The organism is Streptomyces sp. NPDC001373, assembly GCF_042895815.1.
Lineage (GTDB): Bacteria > Actinomycetota > Actinomycetes > Streptomycetales > Streptomycetaceae > Streptomyces.
The window spans coordinates 1-19,627 of sequence record NZ_JBIAWQ010000040.1; the positions used below are offsets into that span (position 1 = coordinate 1).

At 70.1% G+C, this 19,627-nt stretch carries 23 protein-coding genes and 2 pseudogenes; 18 read left to right on the forward strand and 7 right to left on the reverse strand.

Annotation, left to right across the window (positions count from 1 at the left end):
• A partial coding sequence (locus ACFY15_RS36110; protein WP_390826989.1) for a hypothetical protein occupies window positions 1-259 on the forward strand: 259 nt, incomplete at its 5' end.
• A 52-nt stretch (window positions 260-311) separates the two neighbouring features.
• Here the strand turns inward: ACFY15_RS36110 and ACFY15_RS36115 are convergent.
• Window positions 312-1,037, reverse strand: coding sequence for a dienelactone hydrolase family protein (locus ACFY15_RS36115; RefSeq protein ID WP_390826990.1), 726 nt, complete (start codon window positions 1,035-1,037; stop codon window positions 312-314).
• 219 nt (window positions 1,038-1,256) lie between these two features.
• On the opposite strand from ACFY15_RS36115, the gene ACFY15_RS36120 reads away from it, so the two are divergent.
• The gene (locus ACFY15_RS36120; RefSeq protein WP_390826991.1) at window positions 1,257-1,571 is read left to right on the forward strand and encodes a hypothetical protein; all 315 of its coding nucleotides are present in this window, start codon (window positions 1,257-1,259) and stop codon (window positions 1,569-1,571) included.
• 186 nt (window positions 1,572-1,757) lie between these two features.
• On the opposite strand, the gene ACFY15_RS36125 is transcribed toward ACFY15_RS36120, so the two are convergent.
• A complete protein-coding gene (locus ACFY15_RS36125; RefSeq protein ID WP_390826992.1) occupies window positions 1,758-2,369 on the reverse strand; it encodes a sugar O-acetyltransferase in 612 nt (203 codons plus the stop codon).
• A 254-nt stretch (window positions 2,370-2,623) separates the two neighbouring features.
• Between ACFY15_RS36125 and ACFY15_RS36130 the strand changes: the two genes are divergently transcribed.
• The 3 genes from ACFY15_RS36130 to ACFY15_RS36140 all read left to right on the forward strand — a co-directional run bounded on the left by ACFY15_RS36130 (window position 2,624) and on the right by ACFY15_RS36140 (window position 5,532).
• Window positions 2,624-3,781, forward strand: a complete 1,158-nt coding sequence (locus tag ACFY15_RS36130; protein WP_390826993.1) for a helix-turn-helix domain-containing protein — start codon at window positions 2,624-2,626, stop codon at window positions 3,779-3,781.
• Window positions 3,709-4,074, forward strand: a complete 366-nt coding sequence (locus tag ACFY15_RS36135; protein WP_390826994.1) for a hypothetical protein — start codon at window positions 3,709-3,711, stop codon at window positions 4,072-4,074. The genes ACFY15_RS36130 and ACFY15_RS36135 overlap by 73 nt, the downstream gene beginning before the upstream one ends.
• A 1,329-nt stretch (window positions 4,075-5,403) precedes the next feature.
• Complete coding sequence (locus tag ACFY15_RS36140; RefSeq protein ID WP_390826996.1) at window positions 5,404-5,532, forward strand: hypothetical protein; 129 nt, start codon at window positions 5,404-5,406, stop codon at window positions 5,530-5,532.
• Window positions 5,533-5,778: 246 nt separating this feature from the next.
• Here the strand turns inward: ACFY15_RS36140 and ACFY15_RS36145 are convergent, their stop codons facing one another.
• Complete coding sequence (locus ACFY15_RS36145) at window positions 5,779-6,675, reverse strand: LamG-like jellyroll fold domain-containing protein (RefSeq protein WP_390826998.1); 897 nt, start codon at window positions 6,673-6,675, stop codon at window positions 5,779-5,781.
• A 44-nt stretch (window positions 6,676-6,719) separates the two neighbouring features.
• A complete protein-coding gene (locus ACFY15_RS36150; RefSeq protein ID WP_390827000.1) occupies window positions 6,720-7,070 on the reverse strand; it encodes a hypothetical protein in 351 nt (116 codons plus the stop codon).
• Between the two features lie 234 nt (window positions 7,071-7,304).
• Between ACFY15_RS36150 and ACFY15_RS36155 the strand changes: the two genes are divergently transcribed.
• Both ACFY15_RS36155 and ACFY15_RS36160 read left to right on the forward strand, forming a co-directional pair.
• The gene (locus ACFY15_RS36155) at window positions 7,305-7,529 is read left to right on the forward strand and encodes a hypothetical protein (RefSeq protein ID WP_390691790.1); all 225 of its coding nucleotides are present in this window, start codon (window positions 7,305-7,307) and stop codon (window positions 7,527-7,529) included.
• A 435-nt stretch (window positions 7,530-7,964) separates the two neighbouring features.
• Complete coding sequence (locus ACFY15_RS36160; RefSeq protein ID WP_390827001.1) at window positions 7,965-8,378, forward strand: hypothetical protein; 414 nt, start codon at window positions 7,965-7,967, stop codon at window positions 8,376-8,378.
• On the opposite strand, the gene ACFY15_RS36165 is transcribed toward ACFY15_RS36160, so the two are convergent.
• Window positions 8,365-8,724: a hypothetical protein gene (locus ACFY15_RS36165; protein WP_390827002.1), complete on the reverse strand. Its 360-nt coding sequence runs from the start codon at window positions 8,722-8,724 to the stop codon at window positions 8,365-8,367. The genes ACFY15_RS36160 and ACFY15_RS36165 overlap by 14 nt on opposite strands.
• Before the next feature lie 273 nt (window positions 8,725-8,997).
• Between ACFY15_RS36165 and ACFY15_RS36170 the strand changes: the two genes are divergently transcribed.
• The 5 genes from ACFY15_RS36170 (at window position 8,998) to ACFY15_RS36190 (ending at window position 14,391) form a co-directional block, all read left to right on the forward strand.
• Window positions 8,998-9,531, forward strand: coding sequence for an RICIN domain-containing protein (locus ACFY15_RS36170; protein ID WP_390827003.1), 534 nt, complete (start codon window positions 8,998-9,000; stop codon window positions 9,529-9,531).
• Between the two features lie 238 nt (window positions 9,532-9,769).
• Window positions 9,770-9,898, forward strand: coding sequence for a hypothetical protein (locus ACFY15_RS36175; protein WP_390691794.1), 129 nt, complete (start codon window positions 9,770-9,772; stop codon window positions 9,896-9,898).
• Window positions 9,899-11,507: 1,609 nt separating this feature from the next.
• Window positions 11,508-11,987, forward strand: a complete 480-nt coding sequence (locus ACFY15_RS36180) for a hypothetical protein (RefSeq protein WP_390827004.1) — start codon at window positions 11,508-11,510, stop codon at window positions 11,985-11,987.
• A gap of 209 nt (window positions 11,988-12,196) precedes the next feature.
• A complete protein-coding gene (locus tag ACFY15_RS36185; RefSeq protein ID WP_390827005.1) occupies window positions 12,197-12,730 on the forward strand; it encodes a hypothetical protein in 534 nt (177 codons plus the stop codon).
• A 1,106-nt stretch (window positions 12,731-13,836) separates the two neighbouring features.
• A complete protein-coding gene (locus ACFY15_RS36190; protein ID WP_390690123.1) occupies window positions 13,837-14,391 on the forward strand; it encodes a DUF2231 domain-containing protein in 555 nt (184 codons plus the stop codon).
• A gap of 106 nt (window positions 14,392-14,497) precedes the next feature.
• Here the strand turns inward: ACFY15_RS36190 and ACFY15_RS36195 are convergent, their stop codons facing one another.
• Window positions 14,498-14,944 (reverse strand): ferritin family protein, encoded by a 447-nt coding sequence (locus tag ACFY15_RS36195; RefSeq protein ID WP_390827006.1) that lies wholly within the window; start codon window positions 14,942-14,944, stop codon window positions 14,498-14,500.
• A 61-nt stretch (window positions 14,945-15,005) separates the two neighbouring features.
• Here ACFY15_RS36195 and ACFY15_RS36200 point away from each other — a divergent pair.
• The 3 genes and pseudogenes from ACFY15_RS36200 to ACFY15_RS36210 all read left to right on the forward strand — a co-directional run.
• Window positions 15,006-15,322: pseudogene (locus ACFY15_RS36200) on the forward strand (Tn3 family transposase); the annotation flags it as partial.
• A gap of 136 nt (window positions 15,323-15,458) precedes the next feature.
• A complete protein-coding gene (locus ACFY15_RS36205) occupies window positions 15,459-15,737 on the forward strand; it encodes an SHOCT domain-containing protein (RefSeq protein WP_390827007.1) in 279 nt (92 codons plus the stop codon).
• Window positions 15,734-16,321, forward strand: a complete 588-nt coding sequence (locus ACFY15_RS36210) for a hypothetical protein (protein ID WP_390827008.1) — start codon at window positions 15,734-15,736, stop codon at window positions 16,319-16,321. The genes ACFY15_RS36205 and ACFY15_RS36210 overlap by 4 nt, the downstream gene beginning before the upstream one ends.
• A 45-nt stretch (window positions 16,322-16,366) precedes the next feature.
• Here ACFY15_RS36210 and ACFY15_RS36215 read toward each other — a convergent pair whose 3' ends face one another.
• On the reverse strand, window positions 16,367-16,576 hold the full coding sequence (locus ACFY15_RS36215; RefSeq protein WP_390690132.1) for a hypothetical protein: 210 nt from the start codon (window positions 16,574-16,576) through the stop codon (window positions 16,367-16,369).
• 76 nt (window positions 16,577-16,652) lie between these two features.
• Here ACFY15_RS36215 and ACFY15_RS36220 point away from each other — a divergent pair, with 76 nt between their 5' ends.
• The 3 genes and pseudogenes from ACFY15_RS36220 to ACFY15_RS36230 all read left to right on the forward strand — a co-directional run bounded on the left by ACFY15_RS36220 (window position 16,653) and on the right by ACFY15_RS36230 (window position 18,957).
• Window positions 16,653-16,805 carry a hypothetical protein gene (locus ACFY15_RS36220; RefSeq protein WP_390827009.1) on the forward strand — a complete coding sequence of 51 codons (153 nt, stop codon included), beginning with the start codon at window positions 16,653-16,655 and terminating at the stop codon, window positions 16,803-16,805.
• Window positions 16,806-17,798: 993 nt separating this feature from the next.
• Window positions 17,799-18,254, forward strand: coding sequence for a hypothetical protein (locus tag ACFY15_RS36225; protein ID WP_390827010.1), 456 nt, complete (start codon window positions 17,799-17,801; stop codon window positions 18,252-18,254).
• A 125-nt stretch (window positions 18,255-18,379) separates the two neighbouring features.
• Window positions 18,380-18,957, forward strand: a pseudogene (locus tag ACFY15_RS36230) (transposase family protein).
• The last annotated feature ends 670 nt before the right edge of the window (window positions 18,958-19,627 follow it).

Genomic DNA, 19,627 nt, shown 5'->3' on the forward strand with positions numbered 1-19,627 from the left:
CACGAAACCCGCCTGCGCTACCGGCAAGACCAGGCCCTCACGGCATAACGACACCATGTCCAAGATCACGGGGAAACTTCAAGCGCGGGATCCCCACCAGATCGCTCACACCCCACCAACGACCCAGAACCCAAACCGTTTCGGATCAATAGCAGGCAGGACGGACCGCAACGGTCGTTCGGCGGTGGAGTGCACCGGGAACTTCTTCCGCCTCACCGACCACGCACTCAACGGCGCCTACTGCCTCGACGCCGCCTGACACCACGACGGGGAGACGGCCGCCACGCAGATCGCGTCCGCCTGTGACCGGATCACTCCGTCATGGGCAGGCACTCGGCGAGTAGGTCGACGACGTCACGCCAAGCTCGCTGCGCGTGCTGCGGGTGGTAGCCGACGCCGGGAAGCATGGTGTGGTCGACCGGTGGGTGATGGAAGGCGTGCACGGCGCCGCCGTAGACCGTGAGGCGCCAGTCGACGCCCGCAGCCTGCATCTCCGCGGTGAACGCGTCCCGCTGAGCGGGCGGCATGATCGGGTCTTCCGACCCGACCCCGGCCCACACCGGGCAGTGGATGCACGCCGCCTCCCCTGGTCGGCCCGTGGTCAGTGCGTTGACTGTCCCGATCGCGCGCAGGTCGACGCCGTCTCGCCCGAGTTCCAGCACGATTGCGCCGCCAGTGCCGTAGCCGACGGCGGCGACCCGGTCCGGGTCGGTCCGCGGCTCTGCGCGGAGCACGTCGAGCGCCGCGTGGCCGATGCCTCGCATCCGGTCGGGGTCGGCGAGCAGCGGCATGCAACGGGCCAGCATCTCCTCAGGGTCGCCCAAATAGCGTCCGCCGTGGAGGTCGAAGGCGAGCGCCACATATCCCAGCTCGGCGAGTGCATCGGCCCGGCGGCGCTCGACGTCGCTGAGCCCCACCCCCTCGGGCCCGACCAGGACCGCGGGCCGGCGGTCGACACCGGCCGGGAGCGCGAGGTGCCCGATCATCGTCAAGCCATCGGCCGCATATTCGATCGTGCGCGTTGTAACCGTCGTCATGAGACCGGACTGTAGGGATCGTCAAGCCCGGTCGGGCCGATGTTCTGCCGGTGGCGGAAAGCAGCTCTCTGGTCTATTGCGGAACCAAACCTCAGCGGTTGAGGTGAGCCACCAAGTCCCGGTTGGTGGCGCGTGCGGCGGCGAGGTCCTCGTCGCGCTCGGCAAGTTCGGAACGTAGGTCGAGAATCCGTCGCTCCAGCTCGCCGATCCGGCGGGTGAGTGTTTCGTTGTCGGGCGGGGGCACCGAGCCCGGAGACCTCCGCGCTTCTGGCCGGCGCGGCCGTCGACCGCGCCACGCACGCCGCCATCGACCGCGGCGCGCTGTTCCCGTGGCTGGCGGGCAAGACGGGACAGCCCGGCTACGTCGAGCACTGCCAGGCGGTACGCCTGGACGAGAACGGCCATGCGGACACCGAGATCAACTGCCCCGAAAGCACATGCGTCGAACTGGACGCCGCCCTGCACCGGAACGTCGGGGTCGGCGCCGCAGCCGTCACCACCTGGCTCGCCACGCGCAGGCGAGGCCGCCAGTAGACCCATCGGAAGCCGACCAGACACCGGCCCCCGGCGTGAAAGACCAACACGACTTCGAACCGAGCGCCGCACTCGGCCCTCTCGGCCGGGGGCGGCGCTCCGCCCTGTGGGACCGACCAGACCCGTAGGTCGCGGTGGCCGTCGCGGGAGTCGCGCCGGCGGCCCCCACCCGCACCCGCTTACCCTCTACGGGGGGTCAGGCACGTCTCCGTCCGGAAGGCCCGGGGCGGACCCGGCGCGGCCGAGGGTGCGGACGACGCGAGCCGGGTTGCCGACGGCCAGGACGCCGGCCGGGAGGTCCTTGACGACCACGGAACCAGCGCCGACCACCGTGTCGGCGCCGATGGTGACCCCCGGGCAGACGATCGTTCCGCCGCCGAGCCACACGTTGTCGCCGAGGGTCACCGGCAGGCCGCGCTCCCACCCGGCCCGCCGGAGGGCGGGGTCCAGGGGATGCGTGGGGGTCAGCAGCTGGACGTTCGGGCCGATCAGGGTCTGCGCGCCGATGGTGATCGGCGCGGTGTCGAGGAAGACCGCGCCGAAATTGACGAAGGTTCCGGCGCCGATCCGGATGTGGCGGCCGAAGTCGCAGTGGAAGGGGGACCGGATCCGGACCCCTTCGCCCACCGAGCCGAGCAGTTCCCGCAGGATGGCGTCTCGCCGCTCCGACGGGAGCGCGGCCGCGGCGTTGTTGAACTGCGCGCACAGCTCGATGCGGCGCAGGGTGGCGGCCGCGAGTTCGGGATCGTCGGGGAGGAACCACTCACCAGCCGACATCCGCCGCTCGTTGTCTCCCACGTGACCCCCGTTCCCCGGCACCACAGCAGAAACGTGCGCCAACGCGCACGGCCCACGCTCTCCGAGGGGTGCACGGCAGTCAAGGCCCACACCGTCGGACACGCGGGAGGGCTCGCTGCCCGAGCCCGGCGCTGTGCCGTCCGGGATCAGCACCGTAGCTTCCCCTTGCGCCCCCTTGCGCTCGCAGGAGGCGGGGCGGTGGCGGCCGGAAGTGGCTCTTGGGCGGGGCGGACCCGTGGGTCAGGATCGATCTCATGGACGTAGTCTTCGACAGCGGCGGGGTGCCCGTGCCCTCATGGGCCGACGGCTGGACGGAAACCACCGCGCTCGCCCTCGTGACCACCAGGTTCAGGTTCACCGGCGCCACAAACCACAGTGCCCGCCTCCAGGCGATGTCCCTGGGCTCCTCGCAGCTCTCACACCTCTCCTACACGGCGCTGTCCTCCCAGCGGACTCCCGCCCTGATCCGCCGCTCCGACCCGGAGCTGTACCAGCTGGCCCTCGTCCTCTCGGGCCGTCAGCACATCGGGCAGATCCGCAACGACGCCGCGCTCGGACCCGGCGACTTCGTGCTCTACGACAGCTCCCGCCCGTTCGAGGCGTCCTCTCTGCCCGACGGCGGTCCGGCGTCCAACCTCGTCTTCCAGTTCCCCAGGAAGCTGCTGCCGCTGCCCGGCCGCGGCCTGGACCGTCTGCTGGCCACGCCGGTCCCGGCGCGGCAGGGCGTCGGCCGGCTCCTGGCCGATCTGCTCACCGGCGCCTGCCGGGAGGGCCGCACCCTCACCCCCGACGAGGGCCTACGGCTTCAGCAGGCCGCCCTCGACCTGACCGCCGCGCTCCTCGGTGGCCGCCTCGGCAGTGGCCGGCCGCTGCCCTCGGACACCCGGCGGCGCGTCCTGGTCGTCCGGATCAGGACATTCATCCTCGGTCGGCTCGGCGAGCCCGAGCTGACGCCGCAGTCGGTCGCGGCAGCCCACCACATGTCCCTGCGCTCCCTCCACCGCCTCTTCGAGCCGCACGGCGAGCCGGTCGGGGCCTTCATCCGGCGCCAGCGCCTCGAGCACGCACGGCGCGACCTCGGTGACCCGGCGCTGCTGGGGACGGCCATCCACGCGATCGCCGGCCGGTGGGGGTACACGAGACCTGAGGACTTCACGCGGGCCTTCCGCGCCGCGTACGGGCTCGCGCCGAAGGACTTCCGCCTCCTGTCGACCGCCCGCCCCGAGGGTGGCGCCCCGTGCCAAGGGCATGGCGCCGGATGCCATGGAGTCGGGCGGGACCGGTTGGCAGAGTCGTTCTCGTCCGATCGACCTACCGACCGACCCGAGGGGAAGACATCATGCGAAGGAATCGGCGACACGCCCTGGCGGCCACCGCGCTGTTCGTCGGAGCCGTCCTCACGCCCGTCGTAACCGCCGGCCCCGCCACGGCGGCCCCGTCCGCCTGCCCGACGTCCAATCCGGCGGACAAGGACGGCCACAGCTGGGGCAAGACGGCCACGACAACCGTCAACATGCGGTCCGGGCCCAGCAACACGCTGTGCATCGCCACCGGCGTCGCCACCCCGAACCACGTGCTCGACTACCACTGCTACGCGTCGGGCACCGGAGGCACCTGGACCTACGTCCGCAACGACTCCACGGGCGTCAAGGGCTGGATACGCGACGACTACCTCAAGGACGGCGGCAGCGGCGTGCCCTGCTAGGCACGCCGGCGTTCACGGGGTGGTCCGGCGCCTCGCCAGGTGCCACCCCTGCCTACGTACAGCGTGACAGGCTGCCGGGATCAGCCGGTCGTGAGTGCGCCCCAGGTCGCGGTGGCCGTGTTCGTGGACACGGGCGCCGGCCGCGGCGGCCGGGGGCGCCGAAATCGGTGCTGGACGGGCCACGGCCCACGGTGCGTGCCGGGCCTCCGCCGTGCGGTGGTGCCCGGCCGGCGCACCGCCGCACGGCAACCGTGCAACGTCTGCCGCCGCTTTCGCCTGCGTGCGGTTGGCCTGCGCCTCGCTCCACGGGCGGGACGCCTCCACCGTTGGACGGGATACGCGTGGCACTGGGTGGGCTGAAGCCGGAGGTGCCCGTTGCAACGGTTGCTCGGTGGCCGTCCTCCCTCGCGATGAGTGGAGGGCGCTCGGAGACACGGGGGCAGGTCGGCACGCCGGCACTCCGAGAGTGCTCCTTCCAGCTGCAGCGCGACGACGGATGTTCGGCCGCGGCTCCCCTGCGGCGCCTGGCTGTCGGGCAGGCGACCCCGGCCGGTGCGAGCAAGGAGGCGGCGGAGGTCATGCCGGGAACCGGGTTGCCCGAAGCACATCGGCACCGGCGGTGTTGCCAGGGGCGCTGTGCACGCTGGTCGTCCTCGCGCACCGGATGCAGCACCATCGTTGTCGCCAGCCGACGGCCGCGGCCTGATCGGGGTGGATGTCGGGGCACCCCACGCCCCCGCCGAGGTAGACGAGAAGCCCGGCCTTGACGAGGCGGCCCACCGCCGAGGCCGTCACCCGCGACCGGCCCGCCGCACCTCGTCGCAGGCCTCGCGCCGCAGCACAGCCGTCACCAACGACACTGGCGGTGACATGGGCAGGGTGGTGTGGTCGCCCGCGTGGCCGGCCAGGAAGGAGCGCGGCTGTCGCGCTGAGGATGCCTTGGCGGGTGCCCAGCGGTTCCGGCAGTGTGCGGGACGCGGCCGAATACTACCGGCGGCGGCGTTGACGACGGTCGGCTGATGCCGGCAAACGTGAGGTAGCGGAGGCCAGGACCGGCGCCGGGCCCTGAGCCGGGTTCGGCCGGATTTCCACGTGGGCGCGGCCCGGCTGCGGCCCGCGCCCAGGATCGTCCGGTCGGGGCTCAACGCCCCGTCGAGTCGGGAGCGGTTCGGGTGAGGCCGTGGGGCGGGTGAGCCGGGTACGGGTCAACGGCCCCACGGCGCCCGCAGGGGTCCCGGCTGCCCGGCCCGCGCCGTACCCGAGTGCGGCCCCCGCAGTCCCGGCCCCGGTTCCGGAACTGGTGGCGGTGAGCGCCGACGCCCGCGCGATGTGGGCCCGCTGACCGACGGGCTGAGCGTCCCGAACGACCTGGACCTGTCCGACCGCCCCGCAGCGCTCGGGCGGCTCGGCGTCGGCGAGGCGGAGGCCAGCCGGCTGGCGACCCTGACGAAGGACTGAGTCGGCTCCGAGCGGGAGACGGCCCTGGCTGGTCAGGGCACGGCCGACATGGCGGACACCACCGTGCGGCCCTTGAGGACGAAGCTGTCTCTCCGCACGCCCGGGTGGTCGCCGATCGGGGCGTCCGAGCCAGTCCGCTGCGCGGCACCCTCGGCCTTCCCGCGCGTCGTCGCTCTGGTCGTAGGTGATGGTGCCCGCGCCCTCGTCGAAGCGGTAGTAGGCCGTCAAGGCCGGGCTCGTTGCGGATCAGCCGGTGGCCCAGGTCCTCGGCCAGCTCGGCCGACGAGCGCACCCGGTTCCCTCTTCGCAGCTCGTCCACGTCGTCGGTGAAGTGGCGCAGCGTGCCGCCCGCGTCCTGCCGGCCCAGCAGGACGGGACTCCGGGCGCCCGGCGTGAACGGCAGCGGCCGCTGCCCGCCGCCCGGCCGTTGACGTACAGCTTCGCCGTGGTGCCGTCGAAGGTCGCGGAGACGTGGGCGTAGACGGCCACGGCGAGGGTGTCAGCGACGACCAGCGCGGCCGGTGCGCCCTCGTGCGTCAGCCGCAGCGCCGTCTCGCCGTGCCCGCCGCCGCTCGCGACCGGCACCAGGTCGCGCCCGGTGAACGGGCAGGTGCCGGAGGACCGCTCGAACACCGCGTCTTGGAACGCCGGGTCGGGGCTGGTGTGGAAACGGATCCCCTGGGTGTTGAACAGGCCCTGGGCGCCCTGCTCGACGCTGAAACCGTCCACTCGCCCGGTGGTGTCGTTGCACGCGAACAGCTGCCAGCGCTGCACGTTGGCGACCCCGGTGGGCACCAGCACCGCCGAGAACCGGCCCGGTGTCAGGTTCCGGACGAAGGACAGCTCCTGGGTCGGCCCGTGGAAGGGCCTGCCCTCCATGTCCTCGGTGCCCAGGCTGCCCTTGGCCGACTCCGGACGGGTGGAGTGCCGGCTGCGCTCGAAGCGCGCCTCCAGCACCGGCTTCAGCCTGCCGTCCACCAGCACGCACCGGTCGCACAGCAGGGTGTCGCGGACCAGCGGAACCTTCGCGCCGCCGCTGTCCAGCACGTAGTCCGAGCGGGACGCGTCCCCGGACGAGCCGCCCCCGGTCAGCTTGTGCACCGCCCCGGCGTCGCCCGCGCTGATCGGCTGGCGCAGCACCACCACGTACGTCCCGTCCGACAGCGCCTGGAACGGCGCGTCCGCGGTCAGCCGCGCGGTGGTCGACAGGTGCCGGTCGAACTCTCATCGGCCGGCGGCTCCCCGGCCGCGGCCTCGGCCCCGCCCCGCTTCACCGTCGGCAGCGCGGTCGCGCCGACCACCCCGTACCCGACCTCGGCGATCTCCCCGGGGAAGACCAGCTCGGCCGGATTGTCGCTCCAGTACGCCGAGTCCACCTCGTCCTCGGGCGCCGAACCGGCGAGATCGAGCACCGTGTAGACGATCCGGCGAGCGGAGTCCATCGCGAAGGCGATCATCGTGCCCTGGTGCCGAGCCATGGTGATGTGTTGGTACGCACGGTCCCCGTTGACCTTGAGCAGGGGTTTCTGCAGTGCCACTGGTCCCGTTTTTCCCCTACACGACCCAGATCGTGCAGCGCCCCCCACACACACAGGGCTCGGGCTGTCTGGCACGCATGGTTCCGGTCAAGGGGACATGTGAAGTTACCTGCGGTGCGGACGACTTGATCGCTGCTCCCAGGGCCCGGACTTCCCGTTCTCGGTCAGCCGGTCCACGGTGCGCCGCCGGTGTACGTACTGGCGGCGGGTGATGGCGATAAGAAGCTCTCGCGCATGCTTGCCGGCGAGATGGACCGGGAAATGCGGTGGGAGGTCTCCCGGCGGCTCACCGGCAGTGCCCCCGTCTACTGCACCGACGTCATCGAGCCCGCGCGCAGGTACATCCCCGGCCGGGCACTGAGTGGGTCGGTCTTCCCTCTGCTCATCGCTCCCGAGCACACCGCGATGTCGAGGATGCTGCCGAGCCGCTTCCGGCCGGCGTCGGCCGCTGAGCGTTGAAGCTGTCCATCGGGGCCACCTACCGTGCTCAGTCACAGTCCGGGTGACTGGGCGGAGCGTCGACCTCCGCCATGGAATCGAACACATTTACGATATCGGGGTGCTTCCGACGCCGGATCCTTCCCGGACGGCCTGGTCAAGCTGCGGGAACACCTCCACCGCGCCTCCGCCGAGCACCGCACGCTCCTCGCCGGCCCGCCCTGGAGCGTGGAGCCCGTGAAGGGCCGGCCGTGCGGTGAGCGGTTCTCCCACCGGGGCGACGTGCCCGACAGCCCGGGCTGGAGCGAGGAGGAGGCGCGAGCCGGCCAGGGCGGTCGGGGTCCATCCCACTGGGCGACCGTCCCGGTGGAGAAGCGGGTCGCCGTCCGCATGGACCTGATGAAGCGGACCCGCCCCGGACGAGCCGGCGGGCGGGGCCGCTGCGGCTGAAGCGGCGTGCCCGACTCCGACCCGCTCCTGCCCCTGCCCCTGCCTCTGCCTACGGAGCTGGACCAGCTCCTGCTCATACGCCGCTGGCTGGAGCTGGTCCTCGCCCGCGTCGACGAGAAGATCACCGCGGTCCGCGGGGTCGAGGCGGAGAAGGCCCGGCGCCGGCCGTCGGCGGAGCCGCCGCAGTGGTGGATCGAGTACGGCATCGGTGCCCGCCGCACTCCCGAGCGCGCCCACACCGGCCTGTGCCCCATGCCCGGCCGGGGCCGGACAGCGAGCTCGGCCTCCTCCACAGCTGATCTTGACCCTGACCGGCTACGGGACCAGGTCCTGCAGCCGGTCAGGGTCACGGTGGCTCCTCGAGGTCGATGGGCGGCTTCTGCGGTGGTGCCTCAAGGTCAGGTGATCACGAGAATGTGATCACCCGGTTCGCACGAGGGTCTGCGGAACCGGCGATCACAGGGGAGAGAGGGCGCGTTGTCGTGGAGTCTTCTTGTCTACGGTTTGTGGTCTGGCAGGGGTGCCTGAGGGCCCCATTGCTCACAGCGAGCCCGCTGCCCTGACCCGGTGCTTCGAAGAGGTCGCGGCTCAGAACTCCCGCGAGTTCGGGATCATCAAGTCCGACCTGACCGCGGTGCGCCTGCAGTTCGGGAACCTGGACGAGAAGGTCGAGAACCTCAGCGGCCACGTGAACCAGCGGCTGGACGGCCTGGAGCGGGAAGATCGACAGCTTCATCGACGAGCAGCGCGCGGTGAACTCGACCATGGTCGAGCTGCCGTCCTCGCTCGTGGGTGAGAACACCGACCAGTGACCTCACTCCCCTGCGGCTGAACGGCCGGCGGGGTGAATACGAGGCCCGGACCGCATGCGGATGCTGGTGGTCAAGTCGGGGCCTTGCGTGACGTCGGCCTTCAAGACCCGATTGGTGCTGACAGCACGCGGGGCCGCTTCGCATCCCGCTCGGCAGGCTGCACGCGGAGAGTTCCCTCTATGATCAACGTCAAAATTTGTTGATGTTGATCATAGGGGGAACTCACTGTGCGCAACCGCATAGCCAAAATCGCCGCCGTCGCCGCAGCTCCGCTGCTCGCCACCACGCTCGGCGCCGGAACCGCCCACGCCGGATACGGCGCGGGAGAGATCCGGTTCAACGGCGGCTACTGCCTCGACGTCTCCGGCGGCAACTTCGTTGTCGGTCAGAAGGTCCAGATCTGGGGCTGCAACGGCACCTCCGCTCAGCAGTGGTGGCTGAAGACGCAGGACGCCACCCACTTCGAGATCCAGGCAGCCCAAACCTACGACCCCCAGGGCCGCCTCCTGTGTGTGAACAACTGGGAGGGCGGCGACGTCACTGGCAACCACATGCGCCTCTACCCCTGTGCCAGCGGCTCCGCAGGCGACACCCAGTTCAACTTCGTCTACGCGGGCAACGGCCGGCAGCTTCAGCCGCGCGTCGCCTCCACCAACTGCATCAACTCATGGGGCGGCCTCTACCAGGGCGCTGAGGCGCGCCTGTACCCCTGCTCCCACAGCGTCGAAGAGGACATCGTCTCCTACCCGTCGATCACCTGACCCCGCCACACCGCTACCTCTCGGGCTGCCAGATCCCCCCCTGCGCGCCCAACGGCGGGACGCTGTTGTGCAATTCGGGGTCGTGTCTGCTACGTCGCCCCGTCGAGCTGCTGCTCGGCGGGGCGACGTGCTGCGAAGTGGCTGGTGCGGGTGCGGGCTCGGGGTGCGTCGGTGAGGTGGGCGTCGATGCGGGCGATGTTGATCGCGGCGCCCGTGAGCTGGTGTTGGAGGCTGGTCTTTGCAGGGCCGCGGTAGCGGGATCATCGCCAGCACCCACGCGATCGGCGAGCCCCTCGAACACGGCCTCGCCGCCCGCCGCTACGCCATCTCCGGCGACCGCCGCGCCCTGCACGGCACCGTGCTGTAGCCGCTGCTGTTCGGATGCTGCTCGCGCTCCGGGTGGGGGCGTCGGGTGCAGCAGGGCGGTGTCCAAGGTGCAGCGCAGCATGTGCATGGCCCGAGGCGGCACACGGCTGCGGCCCCAGGCATGCGCTGCCCCAGCCGTGCAGCACCTGACTGGCAACTCCTGTTTCCCGGACACCAGCACGACGGTGGGCTCAGCCGAGCGCTGCATGACATCGCAGATCTGCGATGTTGCGGGCGAGATCCATGCCCTGCTGCTGCATACAACCCCAACGTCAGCGCCTGCTGCCTGACCTGGAACCGCCACCAGGTCGGCGGATCCACGGCCGGGAGGGCGAGCATCTGGGCCTGGTCGGCTTCCCACCTCTCGGCCGGGCGGGCACCCAAAGTGCGGTGGATCCCGCGGTTGGCGACCTTCAGCCAGGCGGCCAGCTGGGTGTTGAAGTCGTCCGGGCCCGAGAAGTGTCGTCCTGGCAGGAACGATGTCTCCAGATAGCCGTTCGCCCGCTCCACCAGCCCTTTCGCTTCCGGATCGCGGGGCCGGGCACAAGTAGATCTTCGTGGCGAGCAGGCCCGCGAATGCGGCGAACTCCGAGGTCGGACTGCCGCGTCCGACACCCGCTTCGTTGTCCCAGACCAACGTCTTGGGGACCGCACCCCACTCGGTCGGCAGCCGCCAGTGCCCGTCGATCAGGTCCCCGGTCCGCCGCGAGGGCAGCATCCGGGCGGCGATCACCCGCGAATACCCGGACACCATCACCAGCACGGGCGTCCGCCCGGACTGCCCATAGCCGAGCGGGATGTCCGCCTCGGGAAACCACAGGTCGCACTGGGCCGGCTCGCCCGGACGATCGACCGTCCGCGAGACCGGGTCGACCGGGACATAGGCCGGCCGAAGCTCACGCACCCGGTCTTTGAGGATCGTCATGCCCCTCTTCCAGCCGATCCGCTCGGCGGTCACCGTCGCAGGCATCGTCGGGGTCTCCCGCAGAAGCTCACGGATCCGGACCTCGACCGCGTCGACGGCCGAGCCCTTCGCCGCGCGCTCGTACTTCGGCGGCCGGTCCGTGGCCAAAGGAAAAAGGACGCAAGGCGGAGCCGACGGCCGCGATCACCGACTCGCAGTCCCTGTGGGCCGCCGACACCGGCGCCGCCGGATCACGCAAAGCACCAGGTCACAGGCACAGCACCCGCTGAACGAAACACCGAACCACGGAAGAACCACCGCCGAGCATCAACGGATGCTGGAAGGTCTGCTTCCAGAGGTTCTCGACCATGTCGTCCCTTGGCGGCTGGAGGTGCGGTCCCCTGACGGATGCGGTCAAGGAGTGTCGTGGCATTTCAAGATCGGTGACAGAGCCCTACTCCCTGGCTTTGCGCAACTCGGGTGAACTTCCCCCTGCGGCCCGGCTCCCGCCGACACTGCTGTTCCATCCTGGGGAGTGACAGCACCTTCCGCCTTCATGGGATCGCCCGAGGAGGCCGGCTTGATCTTCCGGTTCTGCACCACCGTGGGCCGTACCACTGGAGGAGCCGCGCTCCTGGTGGCCCTTGCCGCTGCCCCGCCAGCGGCCTCTCGCACCCTGCCGCGGGGACAAGAAGATTTCAGCGTGATGTCTGATGAGGAGTACGCGGCCGCGTACGGGAAGGACCGTGCCCAGGCCGCCGGCCTGGCAACCGCCGCCACACCGCCCGCGCGAGCCTTTGCAGCAGTAGGAGGCGCCAGCCACTGGAGCGTCGTCAGGTTCGTCAGCACGGACGGCGAAGGGAAGGCCATCCGAACCCGGGAAGGCAACAGCACCTTCGGCTGGCAGCACTTCTCTGGACCACACAACATCCGCGACCCCAAAGTCATCAGGATCGTAACCAGCGAGCACCCCGAGAAGAAGGGTGCGCGACGCGAGTACGGGGGGGTGCTCACCAACCGCCTCGGGGCAATCCTCGCCCGCATCAAGGTCGTTGCCCAGTACGACTACAAGACCGCAGACGGCGTGTATCAACTCTCCGACCAAAGCCAGAAGATCGGAACCATCACTGCCTACTGTGAGCGGGTGTCACGGAACAGGTGCCCGGACGCGGTGAACGAAACATGACACCACCGCCCCCCACACCCCATGGCGACGACGCAGAGCCGGCTCCGATTTCCCCCTGGCAGAGCGGGGGACTCGCACGGCTGCAGGCCACCCTGGTCAGGGCCATGCTCCGGTGCACGACGACTCCCCTTGGAGGCGGACCCGCCGTCCGAGCGGTCCTCCCCCTTCCGCAGCAGCCCGACGTCGTACGCGTGGTCGTCTGGGACGGGGTGAGGCTGACGACGTCCCAGGCATACGACGTGCCTCTGCTCGACCGCGCCGGCCACGACATCCCCGCCGCGGGGTTGGTGACCGCCGTTCGCCACCTGGTGCGCCACCCTGCCCCAGATCGGCAGAACGAGACCGGCCTCGTCCGGGACGCGTTCGGCATCCCCGTCATGCCCAGCGGAACCCTGCGTCAGTTCCTCGACACCCACCCCGCCGCCCTGGACATCACCGACTCCCTCCACGCCGCCGCCACCGCCCTCACCGCAGTCCCCGACACCGGCGAGCAAAAACTCCTCCTGCTCGGCTTCCTGCTCCTCGACTCCTGGCGAGCACGCCTGTACGTCACCGGCAACGCCCAGGAGGCCCCGTACGGACTCGATGTCGCTCTACGGGATGAGGACGGGGTGCCCAGGGCCGGGATCACCGGCCTCGCAGCAGCCCTGCCCGGTCTCATCGCCGAAGACCAGCTCCGCTACAACCCCTCCGACGAGACCGACCCCTACTGTTCCCAGGTGTTCGACCTCACCCACTGGTGAGGACGGCAGGCCATCCGCATAAGCAGGCCCCGGTGGATCCTGTCAGGATTGAAGCCGTCGCGACCGCCGTCGGCAGCCGTCTGTGCGACGTGCAGGGCCCCACCGTGCCGGTGACCGCGTCGACGGCCGTCGCCCGCCCCGCAGATCCCGACGAAGTGGGGACGGGTCAGGTCCAGCGGACCGGCCGGCGGCGGGACCTCTACGCACCTTGTCTCACACACACCAGTCTCACCTTGAACAGATGAGGCTTGTTGGTTGTCTCGCCGACCTACTGGATCGTCACGCCGGGCCGTTCCTCAGGAACAGGAAGAGGAGCACGGTGGGACGGTACTCGGATCCTCTGGGTCCGCTGTCCGCAGTGCGCGGTCCGCCGCCGTTATCGGCAGTGGCTGTCCGACTGGCCTGTGCCGCCGTGGTACGAGTTGCCCCAGTCGATGTATTGCCCGGGCGTGCGTAGAGGTATACGGGCCTGGCCTACCAGGTGTAGTACCCCGGGGTGGGAGAATTAGCGAGCGTTCGAGGACGACAGCGTGATGAACGCGTCCCTGTCCTCCCGGGCCCCGGCGGCCGGACGGGACGTCACATCGGACCAGATGTCCTCGTGATCGACGACCCTGTACCCTCTTTTGTTGCTGCTGGAGGGTTGAGCGCGGACCGGTGGGTCAGCAGGGGCTGACGTACCAGACCCAGGTCATCGCCGACGCGTTCGGCCAGGCTCCAGGCCCGCGACCCGCACCACCGGCCCGGAGGACCTGATTGACTTCTGGACGTTGCTGGAAGACGACATGAGCGGGTGCGGAACAAGTCCGGGGCGACTCGGCTCGGGTTCGCACTGTTGCTGAAGTTGAGAGAACCACTTCTCCTTGGCCCCGTGAGACGAAGACGTCTGCGGCACCTGACCACGCTCAGCCGGGCTCATTTCCGGTCGGTACGACTCACGGCCCATCCGGAGCCTGAGGACTCGGCAGGTGCGACGGCGATGTTGCACCTTGGGCACTGCTCCATACACGCGCCCCTCCTGCGCGCGGACGGATCTACCGCATAATCTCCGAAAAGGCGGATATCTGGATGAATGCTCCCTTGTGTGCTCGTCGGAGGAGACCTCTGTGGATGTTGGGCTGATCAACGGCCTTCCCGGCCATCCCCTCTTCGTTCACGGCGCAGTGGTGCTGGTCCCGCTGACGGCGTTGGCGCTCGTGGTCTGTGCGCTGTGGTCTTCGGCGGCGCGCAGGCTCGGCTGGGTGCTGCCGTTGATGGGGCTCGTCACTCTTGTCCTGGTGGTGCTGACCACCGAATCCGGCGAGTGGCTGGAGGACCGGGTACGGGAGAGCGCACTGGTGGAGGAGCACACCGAGATGGGGTCCGGTCTCACTCCGTGGGCGATCGCCCTGTTCGTGCTGACGGTCGCCGTCTGGCTGCTCGGCCGCGCCGGCCTCAGCCGGAAACGAGACCGCAGCGGGGAGGCCGACAGCCCCACCGACGGCGGGGCGTCCGCCGCGGTCCGGCTGGCTTCTTCTGTTGTGGTGCGCGCTGTGGCGCTGGTGATCGCCCTGGTCGTGGCCGTCGGCGCGGCCGTCCAGGTGTACCGGATCGGTGACTCGGGTGCGAAGGCGGCCTGGCAAGGCCGTTTCTCAACGAGCCGCTCCGGCGCCGGGCGGTGACGCGGCGACAGCCGCGCCGGTGGCAGGCCGGCCGACCTGGGTGAGGCCTCAACCGGCCGGACTGCCGCGCGGCGCGTGGGCCGGTCTCCGGGTGTGGCCAGGGCGGTCAGCGCAGCTGGTTGAGTGCCTTACGGAAGGCGACGGCGTGCCTGACCTCGTCGGCGGCGGTGTTGCGCCAGTAGCGGGCGGCTGCGGTGTCGCGCTTGACGAACCCCGGGTACACGGTGGTCGCCTCGTTGTGCTCCCCGGTGATGGCCGTGCGCAGGTTCGTCCTCGTCGTGCGGACCAGTCCGGCCAGGACCGCCTCGCCGGCAAGGTGCTCGTGCAGTTCGACCTTGACCGTGCCCTCCCACAGGCGGGCCAGCGCCGTGTTGCCGCTCCGCCGGGCGTGGGCGGCAAAAGGCATGTACTTGGCGTGGGCGAGCGCCTCGCGGTGCAGGGTGGTATCCAGGTTTGCCTTGGTGCGGGCGGCCTTCACCTTCGGCCTCCCGGCGGGCACCGGCACCACGTCGGCCTTCGGCGGCGCCGGGATCGTGCCGTGGCCGGTGGTCACGACCGTGAGAGCCGTGCGGAAGGCGTCGCGGTGGCGGCCCTCGTCCGCGGTGATCTCACTGAAGAGAATCTTCCACGGCCGGTCCGGGCAGCTCTACCAGGACGGCATGGAAGACCAGATCGGCGCCCTGGGCCTGCTCCTCAACGCCCTCGTCCTGTAAAATACGCGTTACACGGACGCCGCGGTGAACCAGCTCCGGACGGACGGCTTCGACCTCCGTGACGAGGACGTGGCCGGGCTCTCGCCGTTTGTACGGCATCACATCAACATGCTCGGCCGGTACTCCTTCCAGCTTCCCGACCTGCCCGGCGGCCTGGTCCGCTGCGCAATCCGGACGCCACCGACGAGGAATGCCCCGGCCCGCGCCTGGCGGCATGACGCTGTCCGGACTGCCGGGAAGATGCGGCGGGCCGTTCGGCCCTTTCACCAGGGCACCTGGTTGCCCCTGTGCGCCGAGGCCACCCCCGGCGCACGCTGGAAACAGGGAGGGCCGCAAGCCAGGAAGGTGATCGTCATGATGTGGTACGACGACGGCTGGGGCTGGGGCGGCTGGTTCTTGATGGCCGTGTTCATGGTGCTGTTCTGGGCGCTGGTGATCGCCGCAATCGTCGCGCTCATCCGCCACTTCAGCGGTGCCCATCACGGCAGTCAGTCGGGACGGCCTGCCTCCACCAGTGAGCCGGGATGGGGAAGCAGGCGGGCCGAGGAGCTGCTGGCCGAGCGGTTCGCCCTCGGGGAAATCGACGAAGACGAGTACAAACGACGCCTCGCGCTGCTGCGGGAGCACCGGTGAACGCGGACCGCCGGCGCAGCGCATGGCTGATCGTCGCCGGGGCGGTCGCCGCGCTGGTGCTGGGCGTCGCGACCACCATGGTGCTGGCAGGCACCGGCGTCTTCCGCCACGCGACTCCCGTGACATGGCGGGCCCAGGGCGCGCGTTGCAGCGCGCCCGCGCTGCCGGGCCAGGTGGTGGACGTGACCGCGAGCGACATGGGGCCGGGCATGATGGGCGGCACTCCCGGCTACGGCATGCGCATGATGCGTCTCGTGGCCCGTCCGGCCACTGTCACCGCCGGTGTGGTGTCGCTGCGGGTGCTGAACACCGGTGCCATGGCGCACGAGGTGGTGGTGCTCCCGCTGCCGTCCGGCCAGGGCATCGGGGAGCGCCCCATCGGTCCTGCCGGGAAGGTCAGCGAGGCGGGCAGCCTGGGCGAGGCGTCCCGCAGCTGCGCAGCGGGCGAGGGGCACGGCATCGCCCCCGGCACGATGGCGTGGACCACGCTGACGCTGCGCCCCGGGCGCTACGAGCTCGTATGCAACCTCCCCGGCCATTACCTCGCCGGGATGTACACCGAACTGGACGTCACCAGCCGGTAGCGAGCCGGCGGCGCAGACAGGAGTCCGGGACACACACGGCTGATCTCAGCGCCTGCTGTCGCCAGGCGCCAGCAGGCTGGTGACCTCGGCGATCGCCTCCGCCGACGGGTGGAAGCACCTCCGTACGTTCTCCGGCTTCCTGTGCCGCGACTTCGCCATCAGCATCGGAAGGCCGGCCCCGGCCTCACCGAGGTGGGTGAGGCCGGAGTGCCTGTATTCCCGCCAGGCGCCCGCGAAGACGAGTGCGACCTCCACGTCCGGACGGGGTGCGGAAGCCTTCCACAAGGGCGTCCAGGCCCTCGCGCAGTACATCGAGCGGGAAGGTGGCGGCGTGCCCGGCAGGTCCCACGTCGAGCACCTCCCCGACGGGACCGCACACCGCACCGGGGTGTGGCTGGCCAACCAGCGCCAGCGCCGCGACCGGCTCGACACCGGCCAGCTCGAAGCCCTCGCCGGGCTCGGGGTCCAGTGGGCCGCCTCGTGACCTCCCACCCGCCCCGGCCGCAGAGATAGACATCGCCGGTGCGGGGCGAAAGATGCGGACGCGGTGTACCGTCCCGGCTGCGGACAGGGGCCCGGCCCGGCGCCCGCCTCTGACCGCAAGCGGCGCCGTGCAACGGTGGCCGGGCCTGCGGCGGGCGTGGAATGGCCGTGGAGGGGGGCAGGTCAGCGCGCTCAAGCCGGTCGGCTATCCGTTGCAGGCCCCCGGAGGAAGGGGACCTGAGACGTTCCCCGCCGCCTTCCATCATCCCTCCGTGGCGGGACGGACGGGACGGTCAGGCGCCGGGATCGGCGCCCGCCTCGCGCGCGGCATGCCGCTGCACTTCCGAGTGCTTCCTGACCACCCCGGACCTCCCCGAGTGCACCGTCGCCAAGGACGTCCCGAGCAACAACGACCCCGCCACCGGCACCGTCCGCGCGACCATCGACCCGGCCACCACACCGAGCCAGGGCCTGCGCACCATGGCCGGCGGCAACGCCGCCCCACCGTCCTGGCCGCCTCCGCCGGCGCCTCCGGCGCCGGCGGCGCATACAAAGCGACCTCCCTGTCCCCCTCCGGTTCCTGGACCGCGGGCGGCAGCGGCGGCGGGTTCTCATGGTCCCACCCGCTACAGGTAGGAGTGCCGCACGGCCGGGTGTAGCTGAGTGCACACGTATGGCTTCGCTACTGGTCTTCGATGATGCGGTTGGGTGTCCGTGGATCGCTCCACTCCAGCGGCGCGCCCGGATCGTAGTGCGACTCGCTGGCTGCCTCGGCGGCCGGCGAGTGGCAGGTGCCTTCAGCCGTCTCGGGCACGGAAACGGCCCCCCACCTGCCGGTTCCCGGTTCGGATGGGGCGCTTCGCGTCGGCCCTGGGCAGACCTGCCGCCTGCCGTCAAGACACGTCTTTCTGTGGCATGACGGGGGCAGCCGCCGACGCGCCTACTTGAAGAGGAACGGCGGCCCCCGCCGGACACGCACCCTCAAGGAGCCCCCATGTCGATCTCCCGTTACACGATGGCCTTCACCTCGGTCGTCTTCATCTCCGGAGCCATCGCGTTGCCTGCGTCCGCGGCGACCGCGACCCCACACCAGCTCTCGGCCGTGAGCCACCTCTCCAAAGACGGCAACGCTGACACGAGCGACATCTTCGGTCAGGGCGGCAGCGGCGGCAACAATCCCTACCGCGACCCCAACGGCGGCGCCTACGGGCCGGACACGTGCCAGCAGGGCTACGTCTGGCGGGACAGTTTCGACGGCGACACTGTGTGTGTGACACCGCAATACCGCCAGTACGTCCACGACCAAAACCCCCACCGTCAGCCCGGCGGCGGCGTCTACGGTCCGCGCACATGCAGCCAGGGCTACGTCTGGCGCGAAAGCTATGAGGGCGACACCCTGTGCGTCACGCCGCAGGAACGTGACATAGCCAAGGCCGGGAGACACCAGTGAGCGTTTTCAGCGTGGCCACTGATCGGGTGACGGGGCCGGGGTGAGGGAGGGGTTCGCAACGCACAGGGCTCCCGTGCCGTTGAGGGAGGTGTTCGAAGTCTCAACCCATCGGCACAGGAGCCCTGTTGGTTCCGAATCCTGCCGCACTCGACCTCCCGCACGCCCTGGTCGAGTGGGTCACGATGCTCATCGTCACCCGTGAGGGTGAACGACGGTGCAAACTCCCGCCGCACCGGCGTGCGCCCGTCGCTCTGGTGTACCTACGCCGCCACGACACCCTCTCCCGCATCGCATCCGGCTTCGGGATATCCGCCGGCACGGCGTGAACGTCCAGGTCGTCACCGACCCCTCCGGTGAGGTGCTGTGGATCTCGCCCGCGCTGCCGGGCCGCCCCCACGACCTGACCGCCGCCCGCACCCACCGCATCATCCGGATCTGCGAGCGTCAGGGCGTCCCCATCCTCGCCGATCGCGCCTACACGGGCGCCGGCCCCTGGGTCACCACCGGCCTCAAACGACCGCCCGGCGGGGAGCCCACTCCCACTCAGCGCACTGTCAACCGCACCCTCGCGCAAACCCGGGCCCCTGTCGAACGCGGCATGGCACGGCTGAAGTGCCGGCAGATCCTCCGCAGATCCCGCGTCAGCCCCAACCGCATGACCGTCATCGCCAAGGCCGTCCTCACCCTGGAGAGGCAACGCTGAAAAGGCTCAGTGAGTCGGGAGGCCCGAAGGCGCTTCGGCCTTCCAGACCCAGACGCCATCTGCAACGCTCACAAAACTCTCAACCACCATCCACAACCGTCGGCCGACGCACGACGTTCCTGATCTGGTGGAGTTCCCGCGAAAGGACGCCATAAATTGAGCTCACAGTGAGATTCGAATGGACAGCAAGCGGGGATGCAGAATCCAGTCAGTGCACGTTTGGATAATACGGGGTGGGCGTTCGATTCCAGCAAATGACATGAAGCCAGTCGTTGTATGCTTCGTCATATCCGTATCTATAGCCTCGCTCCCAGGCACGCTGCTCGTCGCTGGCATACTGCCAGCGCAACGGATACGTTTTCCGACGGCACTGCTGGCCATCCTCCTTGCCGCGGGCTCTTCCTTCCTTCAGGCCCTGACAGTGAGCGTTGGCTACAGAGTCTGTCGATCGTTGTCCACCCTCAATTACCGTACCGTCCGGCATGCAAAGCCCCACACTTGGCGCCGTAGAGATCTCCCCGGACTGAAGTTCCGCTGCAAAAGCGCCCGGCACAAGAGCAAGCGAAACTGGGAACATATTGATCCGAAACGGTTTGGGTTCTGGGTCGTTGGTGGGGTGTGAGCGATCTGGTGGGGGACGCGCGGCATCTGTCGCCGTCGGCGCAGGAGG